Source organism: Pseudomonas sp. 21LCFQ02, from assembly GCF_024129895.2.
In the GTDB taxonomy this organism is placed as follows: Bacteria; Pseudomonadota; Gammaproteobacteria; order Pseudomonadales; family Pseudomonadaceae; genus Aquipseudomonas.
In genome coordinates this window covers 5,420,359-5,435,689 of the sequence record NZ_CM178749.1, presented here as the reverse complement: position 1 = coordinate 5,435,689, position 15,331 = coordinate 5,420,359, and the positions used below count along the sequence as shown (strand labels likewise).

At 60.9% G+C, this 15,331-nt stretch carries 15 protein-coding genes and 1 tRNA gene; 5 read left to right on the top strand and 11 right to left on the bottom strand.

Annotated elements, in window-relative coordinates; genetic code table 11:
• Window positions 1-8: 8 nt before the first annotated feature.
• Together serS and cysG are read left to right on the top strand one after the other, a co-directional pair.
• Window positions 9-1,289: a serine--tRNA ligase gene (gene serS / locus NJC40_RS24570; protein WP_045493100.1), complete on the top strand. Its 1,281-nt coding sequence runs from the start codon at window positions 9-11 to the stop codon at window positions 1,287-1,289.
• Window positions 1,290-2,684: a siroheme synthase CysG gene (gene cysG, locus NJC40_RS24565; protein WP_045493098.1), complete on the top strand. Its 1,395-nt coding sequence runs from the start codon at window positions 1,290-1,292 to the stop codon at window positions 2,682-2,684.
• A 120-nt stretch (window positions 2,685-2,804) separates the two neighbouring features.
• Here cysG and NJC40_RS24560 read toward each other — a convergent pair whose 3' ends face one another.
• From NJC40_RS24560 to NJC40_RS24525, 8 genes are all read right to left on the bottom strand, one after another.
• Complete coding sequence (locus NJC40_RS24560; protein WP_253141053.1) at window positions 2,805-3,797, bottom strand: glutathione S-transferase family protein; 993 nt, start codon at window positions 3,795-3,797, stop codon at window positions 2,805-2,807.
• A 104-nt stretch (window positions 3,798-3,901) separates the two neighbouring features.
• Window positions 3,902-4,903: a glycosyl transferase family protein gene (locus tag NJC40_RS24555; protein ID WP_253141054.1), complete on the bottom strand. Its 1,002-nt coding sequence runs from the start codon at window positions 4,901-4,903 to the stop codon at window positions 3,902-3,904.
• A complete protein-coding gene (locus NJC40_RS24550) occupies window positions 4,900-5,235 on the bottom strand; it encodes a TusE/DsrC/DsvC family sulfur relay protein (RefSeq protein ID WP_253141055.1) in 336 nt (111 codons plus the stop codon). The genes NJC40_RS24555 and NJC40_RS24550 overlap by 4 nt, the downstream gene beginning before the upstream one ends.
• Window positions 5,232-5,516, bottom strand: a complete 285-nt coding sequence (gene tusB, locus NJC40_RS24545; protein ID WP_045493088.1) for a sulfurtransferase complex subunit TusB — start codon at window positions 5,514-5,516, stop codon at window positions 5,232-5,234. Before tusB ends, NJC40_RS24550 begins: the two co-directional genes overlap by 4 nt.
• Entirely contained in the window at window positions 5,516-5,872 is a 357-nt protein-coding gene (tusC, locus tag NJC40_RS24540; protein WP_253141056.1) for a sulfurtransferase complex subunit TusC, read from the bottom strand. The genes tusB and tusC overlap by 1 nt, the downstream gene beginning before the upstream one ends.
• A 1-nt stretch (window position 5,873) precedes the next feature.
• Entirely contained in the window at window positions 5,874-6,266 is a 393-nt protein-coding gene (gene tusD, locus NJC40_RS24535) for a sulfurtransferase complex subunit TusD (protein ID WP_253141057.1), read from the bottom strand.
• A 67-nt stretch (window positions 6,267-6,333) separates the two neighbouring features.
• Entirely contained in the window at window positions 6,334-7,671 is a 1,338-nt protein-coding gene (locus tag NJC40_RS24530; RefSeq protein WP_253141058.1) for a HAMP domain-containing sensor histidine kinase, read from the bottom strand.
• Window positions 7,668-8,381, bottom strand: coding sequence for a response regulator transcription factor (locus tag NJC40_RS24525; protein ID WP_253141059.1), 714 nt, complete (start codon window positions 8,379-8,381; stop codon window positions 7,668-7,670). The genes NJC40_RS24530 and NJC40_RS24525 overlap by 4 nt, the downstream gene beginning before the upstream one ends.
• A 173-nt stretch (window positions 8,382-8,554) precedes the next feature.
• Here NJC40_RS24525 and NJC40_RS24520 point away from each other — a divergent pair, with 173 nt between their 5' ends.
• Complete coding sequence (locus NJC40_RS24520) at window positions 8,555-9,172, top strand: LysE family transporter (protein ID WP_253141060.1); 618 nt, start codon at window positions 8,555-8,557, stop codon at window positions 9,170-9,172.
• A 9-nt stretch (window positions 9,173-9,181) separates the two neighbouring features.
• Here NJC40_RS24520 and NJC40_RS24515 read toward each other — a convergent pair whose 3' ends face one another.
• Window positions 9,182-11,014, bottom strand: coding sequence for a bifunctional diguanylate cyclase/phosphodiesterase (locus NJC40_RS24515; protein WP_253141061.1), 1,833 nt, complete (start codon window positions 11,012-11,014; stop codon window positions 9,182-9,184).
• A 282-nt stretch (window positions 11,015-11,296) separates the two neighbouring features.
• Window positions 11,297-13,402, bottom strand: a complete 2,106-nt coding sequence (locus NJC40_RS24510; RefSeq protein WP_253141062.1) for a TonB-dependent receptor — start codon at window positions 13,400-13,402, stop codon at window positions 11,297-11,299.
• Window positions 13,403-13,569: 167 nt separating this feature from the next.
• Between NJC40_RS24510 and NJC40_RS24505 the strand changes: the two genes are divergently transcribed.
• Window positions 13,570-14,292 carry a DUF4198 domain-containing protein gene (locus NJC40_RS24505; RefSeq protein ID WP_253141063.1) on the top strand — a complete coding sequence of 241 codons (723 nt, stop codon included), beginning with the start codon at window positions 13,570-13,572 and terminating at the stop codon, window positions 14,290-14,292.
• A gap of 123 nt (window positions 14,293-14,415) precedes the next feature.
• Here NJC40_RS24505 and NJC40_RS24500 read toward each other — a convergent pair.
• A tRNA-Ser gene (locus NJC40_RS24500) sits at window positions 14,416-14,503 on the bottom strand.
• Window positions 14,504-14,636: 133 nt separating this feature from the next.
• Here NJC40_RS24500 and NJC40_RS24495 point away from each other — a divergent pair.
• Window positions 14,637-15,311, top strand: coding sequence for a Bax inhibitor-1/YccA family protein (locus NJC40_RS24495; protein ID WP_045493070.1), 675 nt, complete (start codon window positions 14,637-14,639; stop codon window positions 15,309-15,311).
• Window positions 15,312-15,331 lie beyond the last annotated feature (20 nt).

Genomic DNA, 15,331 nt, shown 5'->3' with positions numbered 1-15,331 from the left:
AGACCGATATGCTCGATTCCAAACTGTTACGTACTCAACTTCAGGACGTAGCGGACCGCCTGGCTTCGCGTGGCTACACCCTGGATGTGGCCCGCATCGAGGCACTCGAAGCCCAGCGCAAGGTGGTACAGACCCGCACCGAACAGCTGCAGGCCGAGCGTAACGCCCGTTCCAAGACGATTGGACAGGCCAAGCAGCGCGGCGAAGACATCGCACCGCTGATGGCTGACGTCGAGCGTATGGGTAACGAGCTCTCCGAAGGCAAGCTTGAGCTGGACAAGCTGCAGGCCGAGCTGGACGCCATCCTGCTGACCATCCCCAACCTGCCGGACGCCTCTGTGCCGGTCGGTGAAGACGAAGACGGCAACCTTGAAGTGCGCCGCTGGGGCACGCCGACCGCGTTCGATTTCCAGGTACAGGATCACGTCGCACTGGGCGAGAAGTTCGGCTGGCTGGACTTCGAGACCGCCGCCAAACTGTCCGGCGCGCGTTTCGCCCTGCTGCGCGGCCCGATTGCCCGCCTGCACCGCGCTCTGGCGCAGTTCATGATCAACCTGCACATCAACGAACACGGCTACGAGGAAACCTACACCCCGTATCTGGTCCAGGCGCCTGCCTTGCAGGGCACTGGCCAGTTGCCGAAGTTCGAAGAAGACCTGTTCAAGATCAGCCGCGATGGCGAAGCCGACCTGTACCTGATCCCGACCGCCGAAGTGTCGCTGACCAATATCGTGTCCGGGCAGATCCTCGATGCCAAGGAGCTGCCGCTGAAGTTCGTCGCTCACACGCCGTGCTTTCGCAGCGAGGCCGGTGCCTCGGGTCGTGACACTCGCGGCATGATCCGCCAGCACCAGTTCGACAAGGTCGAGATGGTCAAGGTCGTGGCCCCGGCCGAATCGATGAATGAGCTCGAATCCCTGACGGCCAACGCCGAGCGCGTTCTGCAACTGCTGGAATTGCCTTATCGCGTTCTGGCGCTGTGCACCGGCGACATGGGTTTCAGCGCGGTCAAGACCTACGATCTGGAAGTCTGGGTGCCGAGCCAGGACAAGTACCGCGAGATTTCCTCGTGCTCCAACTGTGGCGACTTCCAGGCCCGCCGCATGCAGGCGCGCTGGCGCAACCCGGAAACCGGCAAGCCTGAGCTGGTGCACACCTTGAACGGTTCGGGTCTGGCGGTGGGCCGTACCCTGGTTGCCGTGCTGGAGAACTACCAGCAGGCCGACGGTTCGATTCGTGTGCCGCAAGTGCTCAAACCGTACATGGGCGGCCTTGAGGTCATCGGCTAAATGGAATTTCTGCCACTGTTCCACAACCTGCGTGGCAGCTGGGTGCTGGTGGTCGGCGGCGGCGAGATTGCCTTGCGCAAGTCACGCCTGCTGGCCGATGCCGGTGCGTTGTTGCGGGTCGTCGCCCCGCATATCGAGCCGCAGTTGAGTGAGCTGATCGAGCGCAGTGGCGGTGAGCAGCGCCTGCGCGGCTATGTGCCGAACGACCTGGACGGTTGTGTGCTGGTGATCGCCGCCACCGATGACGAACCGCTCAATGCCCAGGTATCCGCCGATGCCCGCAGCCGTGGCATGCCGGTCAACGTGGTCGATGCGCCGGCGCTATGCAGTGTGATCTTTCCAGCCATCGTCGATCGCTCGCCATTGGTCATTGCGGTGTCCAGTGGCGGCGATGCGCCGGTGCTGGCGCGCCTGATTCGCGCCAAACTGGAAGCCTGGATTCCCGCTACTTATGGTCAGTTGGCCGGGCTGGCGGCGCGGTTTCGCAGCCAGGTGAAAAGCCTTTATCCGGATGTGCAGCAGCGCCGCGCTTTCTGGGAAGAGGTGTTTCAGGGGCCTATCGCCGACCGGCAACTGGCCGGGCAGGGCGCCGAAGCCGAACGTCTGTTGCAGGCCAAGGTCGACGGCGAACCACCGCATGCGCCGGGTGAGGTGTATCTGGTCGGCGCCGGCCCCGGCGATCCTGACCTGCTGACCTTCAAGGCGCTGCGGCTGATGCAGCAGGCTGATGTGGTGCTTTACGACCGTCTGGTGGCACCAACCATTCTTGAGCTGTGCCGCCGGGATGCCGAACGCATTTACGTCGGCAAGCGCCGTGCCGAGCATGCCGTGCCGCAGGACCAGATCAACCAGCAATTGGTCGATCTGGCGAAACAGGGCAAGCGGGTCGTGCGCCTGAAGGGTGGTGACCCGTTCATCTTCGGTCGTGGCGGTGAAGAAATCGAAGAACTGGCCGCCCATGGCATCCCGTTCCAGGTCGTGCCGGGCATTACTGCAGCCAGCGGTTGCGCGGCTTATGCCGGGATTCCGCTGACCCACCGTGATTATGCGCAGTCGGTGCGGTTCATCACCGGGCACCTGAAAGACGGCAGCAGTGACCTGCCCTGGAGCGACCTGGTCGCGCCGGCGCAGACTCTGGTGTTCTACATGGGCCTGGTGGGGCTACCGACCATCTGCGAGCAGTTGATCAAACACGGCCGCGCTGCCAGCACCCCGGCAGCTTTGGTCCAGCAGGGCACCACCACCGGTCAGCGGGTGTTCACCGGCACCCTGGCCAACCTGCCGCAGCTGGTAGCCGAGCATGAAGTCCATGCCCCGACTCTGGTGATCGTGGGGGAAGTGGTGGTGTTGCGCAACAAGCTGGCGTGGTTTGAAGGGGCTCAGGGGACACTCTGAGCCTTCGGTCTGACCGGGTAGGAGCGAGCTTGCTCGCGAATGCAATATTTCAGTCACAGGTGATGCGCCGACTGATCTGGCCTCTTCGCGACCAAGGCCGCTCCTGCACGCTTGCGGCAGTTACTGCCATATCCCGTTGCCTGCCAAGCGCTGCCGATCATGCGCCACGCTGAAGTCCTGTAAAGGACCTTTAGGCACCACCCCGGTCGGGTTGATGGTGCGGTGGCTGGCGTAGTAGTGATGCTTGATATGCTGGAAATCCACAGTCTGGGCAATGCCCGGCCACTGGTACAGCTCACGCAGCCAATTGCTCAGGTTCGGATAATCGCTCAAGCGCCGCAGGTTGCACTTGAAGTGGCCGTGGTACACGGCATCGAAGCGAATCAGTGTGGTGAACAGGCGCACGTCGGCTTCGGTCAGGTATTCACCGCTGAGGTAGCGGTTTTCTCCCAGCAAGTGCTCCAGCTCATCAAGTTTGCTGAACAGCGCGTCGAAGGCTTGCTCGTACGCCGCCTGTGAGGTGGCGAAGCCGGCGCGGTATACGCCATTGTTCACATTCGGGTAGATCTGCTCGTTCAGCTCATCAATCTGCGCCCGTAAGTGCTCGGGATACAGGTCCAGCGGGTTGCCGGTCAATTCGTTGAACGCCGAGTTGAACATGCGGATGATCTCCGCCGACTCGTTGCTGACGATGCGCTTGAGCTTCTTGTCCCACAGCACCGGCACCGTGACCCGGCCAGTGTAGTTCGGGTCATCTTTGGTGTAGCGCTGGTGCATGAATTCCAAGCCGTCGAGCGCATCGCCGGTCGAGCCGGTCTGCGGGTCGAAGGTCCAGCCGTTTTCCAGCATCAGCCAGCTGACCACCGAGACGTCGATGAGCTTTTCCAGACCTTTGAGCTGGCGCACGATCAGCGTACGGTGCGCCCACGGGCAGGCCAGCGACACATACAAGTGGTAGCGACCGGCTTGTGCCGCAAAGCCACCCTCGCCGGACGGGCCGGGCCCGCCGTCAGCCGTCACCCAGTTGCGGCGCTGGGCGTTCTCGCGCTGAAACGCGCCTTCCTTGGTTTCGTACCACTGGTCGTGCCAGCGTCCTTCGACAAGCAAACCCATGTCCTGGCTCCAGGTCCGTAGTTGGAAATTGGAGTCAGTCTATCGGTATTGGTTCGAACTAAAAGCGCAAATATAGGCCCTTAATTATCGAGCAGTTCGATTAATCAAAGGTTGCGATCACGCTTGTCCCAGAACTGCCTGGCCTGTTCGAACGCCGCTTCACGCTCGACACCGAGGCCACGCAGCGCCAGCGCCATGCTCGACAGCAGCGCCAGTTGTCCATAACTGTCTTCGACTTCACCGCGCCAGTAGGCCACCAGATGTGTCGGCTCCAGGCTCGCAGGCTTGACGTGGCGGCGCTCGGACAATGCAGGCCATTCTTCATCCCACTCGACGCCGGCCGTGGCACCGTACAGATGGCTGATGGTGTCAGGGTTGACCTCGATCTCGCCGCCATCACCCTTGATCACAATCGCATGGTCGCCCAGCAGGCGGCTGGCTTCACGGTGCACCGCCTGGTAGCCGGGGTGGAAGATGCTCTGCAGGCCGCAGCGGGCCTTGAGCGGATTGAGCACCCGCGCCAGGGAATGGATCGGCGAGCGCAGCCCCAGGGTGTTGCGCAGGTCGATCATGCGCTGCAACTGCGGTGCCCAGTCGGCCAGCGGGATGAACGCCAGGTGGCGTTGTTGCAGCGCGCTGTCGACGCTCTGCCAGTTGCGGCACAGCGGAATATTCAGCAGCTCCAGCAGTTGTTCGGTGTACAGGCGCCCGGCGGTGTGCGCCCCGCCACCGTGCAGCAGGACACGGATACCGTTGTTGGCCAGGCATTTGGCGGCCAGCAGAAACCACGGCAGGTGGCGTTTCTTGCCGGCGTAGCTCGGCCAGTCGATATCCACCTCAATGGCCGGCGCCTTGACCCGCTCACGCACCGCTTCGGTAAAACCGGCCAGCTCTTCGGGGCTTTCTTCCTTGTGGCGCAGCAGCATCAGAAACGCGCCGAGCTGGGTGTCCTCGACCTGTTCATCGAGCAGCATGCCCATGGCCTGGCGGGCTTCTTCGCGGGTCAGGCCGCGAGCGCCGCGTTTGCCCTTGCCCAGGATGCGTACGAACTGGGCGAAGGGGTGTTCTGCTGGTGTTTCGGTAACCAGCGGGCGGTAGTCGGTCATATGCAATTGGTCGGCTTGGGCAGGCCTGCCAGACGGGCCGCCAGCTTGGCGGGCCGGCCGTTGAACAGGCGGTTGAGGTGCATGCTGTTGCCCTTTTCCGGGCCCAGCTTGAGTGCCGTGTACTTGATCAGCGGCCGGGTGGCGGGCGACAGCTGGAATTCGCTGTAGAACGCGCGCAGCAGATGGAGTATTTCCACATGCTCGTCGCCGAAATCGATGTCTTCTTCGGCGGCCAGTGCCTGGGCAACCGCCAGCGACCAGTCGCCGAGGTTCTGCAGAAATCCATCGCTGTCCAGCGGGATCTGGCGGCCGTCTACGCTCAGATGGGTCATAGCCAGGTGTTCACCTTGTCGAAGCGTACCGACAACTCGACGAAACCTGGATAGTCCACCGCACGGGCGCTAGCGGGCAGTGCCAGGTGTCGGGCGAGCAGGTCTTCTTCGAGCGCGAACAGCCGCTCACCCAGCGCACTGAGCGCAGCATCGGGCTGGCGCAGCGCATAGGTGGCGTCGCCGCACAGCAGCAGCGCGTCATGTTCGCCAAGCACACGCAGGCAACTGCTCAGGCGGCTGTCGGCGAACGGGGAGTGGGATACAACGTGCAAGGTCGCCATCAGATCGTGATCACCTGGTCGTAACGGTCGATAAGCGCGGCGATATCGGCACCGCTGGCCAAGGTCTGGACATCCGGATTGTCAGCCTGGACGCCACGTTGCTCAAGGCTGTGGCCACAGGCATACAAGTCTTCGATACCGAACATCGGCAAGGCCTTGAGGTTGGCGATGATGTCTTTCTGCTGCACGGCGCTGGCGTGCTGCCCGGCCTGCAACTGAAATACCCCATCGTCGAGAAACAGCAGGCCGACCGGCAGGTCGAAGGCGCCGCCGGCCAGGACGATGTCCAGCGCTTCGCGTGCTCCAGGCCCGGACCACGGTGCCTGACGGCTGATAATCAATAGCGATTTGCTCATCTTATGGCCCTCCAAAACAGATCACCCGGTCGGCTGCCTGCGCCGCATCGTGCAACTGGCCCAACCCGGACAGCTCCCAGGGCGCCAGCAGGCTGGCCGCACTGCGCTGATAGCGTGCAGCCTCTTCGGCGTTCAGTACGCCACGGCGCAATGCCGCCGCAATGCACACCACGCCATCGAGCTGGTGTTCGCTGATGAAGGCGCGCCATTGTTGCGGCAGGTCCTGCTCGTCCTGCGGCGTAACCACACTGCCGCAGGCGCTGTGCACACCATCCTGATAAAAGAACAGCCGCACGATTTCATGCCCGCCGGCCAGCAATGCCTGGGCGAACAGCAGGGCGCGGCGCGAGGAGGGTGCATGGGGGGCGGAAAACAGACAAAGGGCGAATTTCATGCTCGGCTCGATCAGCGTGACAGGCGCAATGATAAAGAATTAAGACGCCTGAGTGTGAGCAACCCGCTCAGGCGGCTGGCAAGCGTACATGCACCCGCAGCCCAGGATCGGCGTTCTCGGCCCAGATATCGCCGCTTTGTGAATGCACCACGCTCTGGGCGATCGACAGCCCCAGGCCAAAGCCGTCGCCGCCAGGCCGGTCGGCGCCGAGCCGGGTAAACGGCTTGAAAATCTGTTGCAGTTGTTCCGGCGCGACCCCCGGCCCCTGGTCCTCGATCCACAAATGCCAGTGGGCGTCCTCGCGCTGGCCGCTCAGGCGCACGATGCCGTGCTCCGCAGAGTGGCGTACCGCGTTGCGCAGGATGTTCTCCAGCACCTGGGCCAGGCCATTGAGGTTGCCTGACACCCGGCAGTCGGCCGGTAGCTCGCAGGGCAGGCGCTCGACCGGCCAGCCGGTTTCAAAGCAGCAGTCTTCGCGCAGGATATTCCAAAGCTCCGCCACTTCCACGGGTTCTGTGGGCAACTGGGGGCGCTCGGTGTCGAGCCAGACCAGCTCCAGGGTGTCGTCGATCAAACGCTCCATGGCCAGCACTTCACGCTCCTGACGCTGACGCAACGTGGCGATATCCAGTTCACGCTCGCCAGCCACCCGCAGGCGGCTCAACGGCGTGCGCAGCTCATGGGACAGCGCGCGCAACAGCCGGCGCTGGAAGTCGACGGTGGACTCCAGGCGTGCAGCCATGTGATTGACGGTGCGCGCTAGTTCGCCCAGTTCGTCGCGGCGCTCGGCAATCCGCGGCTCGATGCGCGCCGACAGATCGCCGCTGCCCAGCGCAATGGCCTGGCGACGCAGGCTGGCCATTGGCGCAATCAGCATGCGATACAGCAGCGCGCCCAGTAGCACAGCCAGGCTGGCGGGCAACACCTGCTGGGCGAGGATCTCCCAAAGGCGGTTATGCTGGCGTGGATTCAGGCGCAACGGCAGCTCCATCACCAGCCGCGCGTCACTGCCTTCGAAAGGAATATAGAAACTCGGTCGCGCGCCCGGCCTGCCGATCAGACCATCAATGGGACGGATGAAGTTGAGTCTGGTGTGCTTGTCTTCCGACAACGGCTGCGACGCCAGTGATTCGCGCTGGGCACTGACGACCACCGCCCAGACCTGTTCGTGCTCTTGCAGTTGCTCGAGAAACGCATCGACGCCGGCCGCACCCTGCTGCTCCCAGGCGCGCTGCGCCTGAGCGGCGTACCCTTTGAGCACCTGCTGGGTTTCTTCAGGCAAACGTGAAGTGGCATTTTCCACCCGCTCGGCCAGGTCCTCTTCAAGGATCACCACCAGCAGACACAGCAATGCCAGGGCCGCAACCAGCTTCCACAGCAACGAATGACGATCAGGCAGGCTCATGCTTTGGTCGGGCTCAGCACATAACCGGTGCCGCGCACGGTCTCGATGCAGCGGCTGTTATAACCGATGGCCAGCAACTTGCGACGGATCCGGCTGACATGCATGTCCAGGCTGCGATCATGCAGCGACCAGGCACGATGCATCGCCTGCTGATACAGAAACGCTTTGCTCAGCACCTCGCCGCTATGGTCGAGCAGCACTTGCAGGACGCGAAATTCCATGCCGCTCAGATCGGCCCACTGCTGCGCATGGCAAACATCGCAACGCCGATTATCGACGATCAGTTGCAGGTCATCATGCCGCGTCTTGGCTTCGTGCTCATAAGCCACGCGGCGTAATACTGCATCAATGCGCACGTCCATTTCGCGCATGCTGAACGGCTTGGGCAAATAATCGTCGGCGCCCTGGCTGAAGCCGAGAATGCGATCCTGCTCGGCACCCAGCGCCGACATCAGGATCACCGGCACCCGCTGGTGCTCACGCAGTTCGCTCAACAGTGCCAGGCCGTTGCCGTCAGGCAGCATGATGTCCATCAGAATCAGATCGAAGTGTTCCTGGGTCACCAGCTCAATAATGGTTTCAGCATGCAGTCGCAAGGTCACGGCAAAGCCACGCTGGAGCAGATGAGCTTCCAGGTGGCTGGCCAGCAAGGGATCGTCCTCGATGGCCAGAATCCTTGGCGGCGCAGCGGAGGCGGGCAGGTGGTGCATGACAGTGCCTTTTATGAGAATGATTCTACGTTGGCTATTCTGACGAAAGCCGCTGAAGATTCATACCGGCGTATTTATACGTTGCTTGCATAGGGAGCAAGCCCAAGCCTCAGCACAGCATTTCGGCAAAACCGGATAGACTGCGCGCTCTACACCCTCAAGGAGCTGGATCCATGCTAGGCGTGACTGACTACGGCGCTTTCGTCATTGCGTTCATCATCGTCCTGGCCATTCCCGGCCCAGGCAATTTCGCACTGATCACCGCGACCGGCAAAGGTGGGGTCAAGGCCGGGCTGGCGGCCACTTGCGGGGTCATTCTTGGCGATCAGGTCCTGCTGTGGCTGGCGGTGGCCGGGGTCGCTACGCTGCTGGCGGCTTACCCGGCCGCCTTTCATGTCGTGCAGTGGGCGGGGGCGGCGTACCTGGCTTATCTGGGCCTGCGCATGCTGCTGAGCAAGCCAGGCGGCGCCCCGCGCAAAAGCCGTATGGACAACGGCCAGTACCTGCGCCAGACCATGATGATCACCTTGCTCAACCCCAAGGCGATCATGTTTTACATGGCGTTCTTTCCGCTGTTCGTCGATCCGGTCCGCCATCAGGGCCTACTGACCTTTGGCTTTCTGGCCGCCACGGTGGCGGTGGTGACATTCCTTTATGGGCTGATTGCGGTACTGCTGACCCAGCACCTGGCCGAGCGCATGCGTGCCAACCCGCGCACCGCCAATCTGCTTGAACGGCTGGCAGGCGCCTGCCTGCTGGGCTTCGGGATCAAGCTGGCAGCGATGCGTTAAGCGTCATCACTAAATCGCAAACCGATAATGGCTGCGGCCTTTGCGCTTGGCCTCGTACATGGCGTGGTCGGCCTTGGCCAGCACGGCCTCAGGGGTGATCGGCTCCGAAGGCTGGCTGAAGGCGATGCCGACACTTGCGCCAATCCTGATACCGGTATGGCCGTTGAGGGTGAACGGCTCGGCCAAGGCCCGGCAGAGTTGCTCGCCCCGATTCTCCGCCGCTTCGGTCGAGCTCAAGGTCGTGGCGATGATCACGAACTCGTCCCCCGCCAGGCGCCCGACCAAGTCGCCTGCGCCTGCGCAGCTCAGCAGTCGCTGCGCGGCTGCAACCAGCAGGGCATCGCCGGTTTCATGGCCGTGTTCGTCGTTGACCGATTTGAAACCGTCCAGATCCAGAAAAAACAGGTGAAACGCTTGCCCGGCATCAATGGCCTGCTGCATGTGGGCATGCAGGGTCGTGCGGTTGGGCAGCCCGGTCAGGGCATCGCGGGTGGCTCTGTCAAACAGGGATTTCTCGGCCAGCTTGCGCTCGGTGACATCCTGCGACATGACAAAAAAACCATCGACCTGGCCATGGCGGATGTCGGGTACGTACGTCGCACACCAGACTCTGGGGTCGGTTGCGCTGTAACGAATATTGTCGACCGTGACTCGCTGACCGCTCAGGGCCTGCTCGAAGTGCGGCAGCAACTGCGCATAGACGTCGGGGCGCAGCGCCTGTGACACGCTCTTGCCTTGCAGGTCTTGCGGAGCCAGGCCGAGCAGGCTGCGGTACATCTCGTTGTTGAAGCGATAGCGCAGGTCCGCACCAATATGGGCGATCAGGATGGGCAGGTTGTCAGCGATGGATTTGAGGGTCTGCTGGCTTTCGAGCAATTGCTGGGTACGTTCGTGAACCTGAGATTCCAGGGTTTCCTGGTAGCGCTGCATAAGGTCTTCGGTGCTTTTGCGCTGCGAGATGTCGATCACCACCACGACATAATGCAGCGGATTTCTATATTCATCCCGGACAGCTGCGACGCTGATCTCGACCCATATCACGGCGCCATTTTTGTGGATGTAGCGTTTTTCCAGGCTGTAGCTTTGGCGCCGGTCGTGCACCAGCTCCTCAAGCAGTTGCAGGTCACGGTCCAGGTCGGCGGGCAGGGTGATTTGCTGGAAGGTGCGATTGATCAGTTCATCGTGAGAGTAACCGATGAGCGCGCAAAACCTGGGATTGACCTCGATGAAGCGCCCGTCCAGTCCGACGATCGCTTTGCCGGTCGGGGTTTGCTGGAACACCGTCTGGAACTGGGTTTCGCTGAGAATCCTGGCGTTGCGTTCCTGCTGGTGCAGGCTGGCCGCATCGGTGACCAGATTGCGCTGGTTGATTTCGCTCTCGACAATGCGCGCCAGGTCGCTGAGCGCAGCGAGCTGTTCCGGGGCCAGCTGCCGCGGGCGGCTGTCAATGACGCACAGTGTGCCCAGGGTCAGGTCGTTGCCAAGCCGCAGCGGGATGCCGGCATAGAATCTGATAAAGGGCGGGCCGCTGACCAGCGGATTGTCGGCAAAGCGTTCGTCCGTCAGGGTGTCGGGAATCACCAGCGCTTCTTCGACCAACAGTGCGTGGGCGCAGAAGGCGACGTTGCGCGGTGTCTGTGTGGCTTCCAGGCCCACTGCGGACTTGAACCACTGGCGCTCGCGGTCGACCAGCGATACCAGGGCAATGGGGGCATCGAGCAGGGTGGCGGCGATCCGGGTTACCCGGTCGAAGGCTTGCTCGCGAGGCGTGTCGAGAATCCGCAAACGTTCGAGAAAGCTGACTCTGGCGGCTTCGTTGAGCGGGTCGGGAGCTGACTGCAAAGTGACCTCGGCTGACTGGAGGGCGCTTGATGTTGCAAGCCCGCACAGCAATGTTTTGTACAAGGCGTGTGCGGGCTGGCGTACCCCACTGGAGAATAGCTGTTGTCGGTCGATCTGCCGCAACACGGCAGTCAGGGCAGAAGCAGGAGGGGGATTTGGCAGGTCACCCAACTCTTGTGTGGATGTGGAAAACTCCGGGCTGATCGCTTTTCACGGCCTAAGCGATCAACTCGGCGATTCCCTGGATGACCCAGGCGGGTATGTTCAATAGTGCTTCAGCGATCAGAAGAAATACCTGAACGACGCACCCAGCGTTGTGGAAGGCTGTGGCACCGTCACCAGTCCACTGGTGGTGCCGTAGGCGACTTCACTGCCATAACGGTGGGGCTGGAAGGTGCCGTACACGCTGAACTGGTAGTCGCTGTAATCGTACGACGCGCGCAGGTCATAGCGGGTGTAGAGCGGCATTTCCCGCTCCTCGGTGCCGACGTAGTAGGGGATGCCCGCCAGGTGATAGGCATCGGCGTTCAGTGTCAGTTGCCCGCCCATGAACGCATTACGGTACTGCATGCCGGCCTTGTAGGTGTGTTCGGGCACCACAAGTTTTTCACCGGTGCCCGGTGTCGGGTTGTCGATGACCGCGTCGATGATCCGGCCATAGCTGGCGTAGGCACTGACGGTGGAGGTGAGCTGGTAGTTGAAGCTGGTCTCCACGCCTTTTCGGGTTGTATTGCTGACCTGTTCAAAGACCCCGGGTGAGGTCTGCAGTGTCTCGCTGTCGTTCTGGATGTAGTAAAACTCGGTGGTGCTGGAGAAGCGCTCGCTCGGGCGCACCGTGAAACCGGCATCGTACGAGGTGACCTTGCTCGGGCGGACACTGCTGTTGATGCGGCCACCCGTTTCGCTCAGCGGCAGCGCGCCGGTGCTGCCGGCACTGATGTATTCCGCCGCCGGTGAGCGGAAGCCCTGTGCCGCGTTGGTGAACAGCTCCAGCTGCTGGACGGGGGTCCACACCAGGCCGAGCTTGGGTGTAGTCACTGAGCTGTTGTAACCAGTGTCGGCATTGCGGAACTTCAGGTTTTCGATGTCGTAGTCAAAGCGGTCGTAGCGGATGCCTGCGAGCACTTTCAACGAGTCGATGGGCTTGTACTGACCCTGCGCGAATACGCCATAGGTGATCAGATCCATGTCAAAGTCGAAGTAGTAATTAGGCGTCGGCTCGAAGTTGCGGTACTGCTGACGATAGGCAATGCCTTTGTCGCGGCGCACGTCCGCGCCGACCATCAGCGCTGCGGAGTCCTGATAGACGAAGTTGTAGGCCAGGCGACCGCCGTAGATGTCGCGATCATCCTTGCCATAATTGTGTGTGTTGGTGCCGTTGGCGATGCCGCGTACACGCTTGAAATCTTCAAAGTAGGCGGTGTAGTACAGGCCTTCCTCGCCCTCGGCAGGGGTACGGTTGAGCACGTAGGTGTTGCGGTTGGCGTTACCGAAGCCGTACAGGTTGTCGGTGTCGCGACGGCTGATGGTGTCGGCTTTCAGAGCGGGAAGGTTCAGGTAACCATCGTTTTTGAAGTCTGATTCATAGTGACTGAAACGCGCCGAATACTTGGCATCGCCGATGACTTTGGTCAGTTTCCAGAAGTAGTTATCGCGGTTGGTCTCGGCGGCTTTGCGGTAGCCGTTGGTTTTGTAAGTGTCGGCTACGAACAGTGATTCGAAGCCATCATGCTCGCCGCCCAACACCAGGTTGGCACGGCGTCCATCGAAGCTGGCGATGTCCATACCGATGCTTGACGCCACGTCACCGCCATCGAGTGTTTCGATGTTCACAGAACCTGCGCGGTTCTGGTCACCGTACAGGGCCGAGATAGGGCCCTTGATGACATCGACACGCTTGATCATCTGCGGCGTCAGCCACTCCATAAACACCGGGCCGTGACCGGCGCCACCCTGGCTGGACGGGATGTTCTGTGGCACACCGTCGACGTACACCGCCACATCAGCCCCATGCGTGCCGTTAGTGGTGAAGCCGCGCATGCGAAAGCCGTTACCGGTGTCACCTTGGTCAATGTTGTTGGCCACCACACCCGGCACACGGCGATAAATATTCGAGATATCCCGATCAACGTTAAGCGTGCGAATTTCTTCTTCTGTGATCGTAGATACGGCAGCCGGCAAGCTTTGCGGTGCATTGCTGACTTTGCTGCGTGTCAGCGGCTCGATTCGGCTGCTATTGGTGCCTTCACCGACGACTTCAATGGCCTCCAGTTCGGTGACGCCTGGTGCTTGCAGTGGCGCAGCCGAAACCGATGCACACGAGAACAGGCCGCTCAGTGCTGCTCCCGTGAGAGTTCCAACCCTGCCGCGCTGTGCCGATCTGTACATGAAGCGATCTTCCTTAAATGTGTTATGAGGTAACATAATGAATTGCATATGTTATATCGTAACAATATCTTTGTGTTGAAGTGTTGTCTCATGCCAGAGCATCGGCAAGAGGCTGAGACAGCACCGCAGCTCTCCAGACTTTCTTTTTCACGGGATCAGGAAAACGCATGAAACTTGCACTTTCGCTAGCCGTTGCCGTGGGCGTGTTCGCCACTGGCGTCGCTCACGCACACGGGATCTGGACGGAAAAACGCTACGGTCACCTTGATGTGGTTTATGGCCATGGCGCAGAGGATGAAGCTTATGCACCCGAAAAGATCAAAGGCGTATGGGCCTACGATGAGAGGGGTAATGGGATACCGATGACCGTCGAGCGACTGGCCGACCATGCACGTTTGCAGCCTATCGCACGACCGGCAATCGTGACCGTGGCCCTCGACAACGGCGTATGGAGCAAGGACAAGCAAGGCAAGTCTGTCAATGCACCGATGGCCGATGTGCCGGGTGCGATCAGTTCCAGCCGCAGCGCCAAGTACAGCTTGGCAATTTTAGAACCGCACGCGCGGGTGCCTGGTAACTTGAAATTGGCGATGGTCATCCGTCCGTTGAAAGACCCGCTGGAAGTGGGGGTTGGTAACCCTCTGCCGGTGGAGGTGACTATCGATGGTAAGCCTGCTGCAAACATCGCCCTTTACGATGATTACCGCGGGATGCCGGACGCAAGCAGCGTTAAAACCGACGCAAACGGGCGCGCCAGTATCGTCATTCGTAATGCCGGACTGAACATCATCGCAGCCCAGGCCAGGGTGCCGACGACTGAAGAAAAATCCATTTCGGAACGTAGCCTGTTCACATCCCTGACCTTTGTCGGTGAAGGCCATCATCACTGAGAGGTGCCGTGGCATTACGTGGTTTCTGTTCCAGGCAATTTAGCTGGCAAGCTGGCGGGAAGAAAAACCCGTCATCCAGAAACGACAAAGCCCTGAATGATCAGGGCTTTGTGCTATCGAATATGGCGGAGGCATAGAGATTCGAACTCTAGGACCTGTTACAGTCGGCAGTTTTCAAGACTGCTGCCTTAAACCACTCGGCCATACCTCCACATGTGTTGCGGGCGCCATAATACCCGAATGTAACAAGCTGTCAAACTCTGCCGGTGGTGATGAGCGGCGCCTCTGATATGATCTTTGCAACTTGTCATTTCAGCAAGCTATCAACAGTGAGGAGCTTCGCGATGCGCGAACAGGATTACCTACTTAAAACCGGCGTGCAGGAAGCCGACCAGCTCGAAGTCAGTCGTGTCCTGCGCAATACCTATGGCCTTCTGGCCCTCACCCTCGCTTTCAGCGGCGTCATGGCGTTCGTGGCCCAGCAAATGCGTGTTGGCTACCCGAACATCTTCGTCGTGCTGATCGGCTTCTATGGCCTGTTCTTCCTGACCGCCAAGCTGCGTGATTCGGTCTGGGGCCTGGTTTCGACCTTCGCCCTGACCGGTTTCATGGGCTTTATCCTGGGCCCGATCCTCAACCGTTACCTGGGCATGAGCGGCGGCGCAGAAGTGGTCAGCTCGGCGTTTGCCATGACTGCACTGGTGTTCGGCGGCCTGTCGGCTTACGTGCTGACCACCCGCAAGGACATGAGCTTCCTGGGCGGCTTCATCACCGCAGGCTTCTTCGTCCTGCTGGCAGCGGTCGTGGCCGGTCTGTTCTTCGAGATCAGCGGTCTGCAACTGGCGATCAGCGCAGGTTTCGTGCTGTTCTCCTCGGCCTGCATCCTGTTCCAGACCAGTGCGATCATCCACGGTGGTGAGCGTAACTACATCATGGCGACCATCAGCCTGTATGTATCGATCTACAACCTGTTCATCAGCCTGTTGCAGATCTTCGGCATCATGAGCCGCGACGACTGATCGTTTGTCGCGTAAAAAAC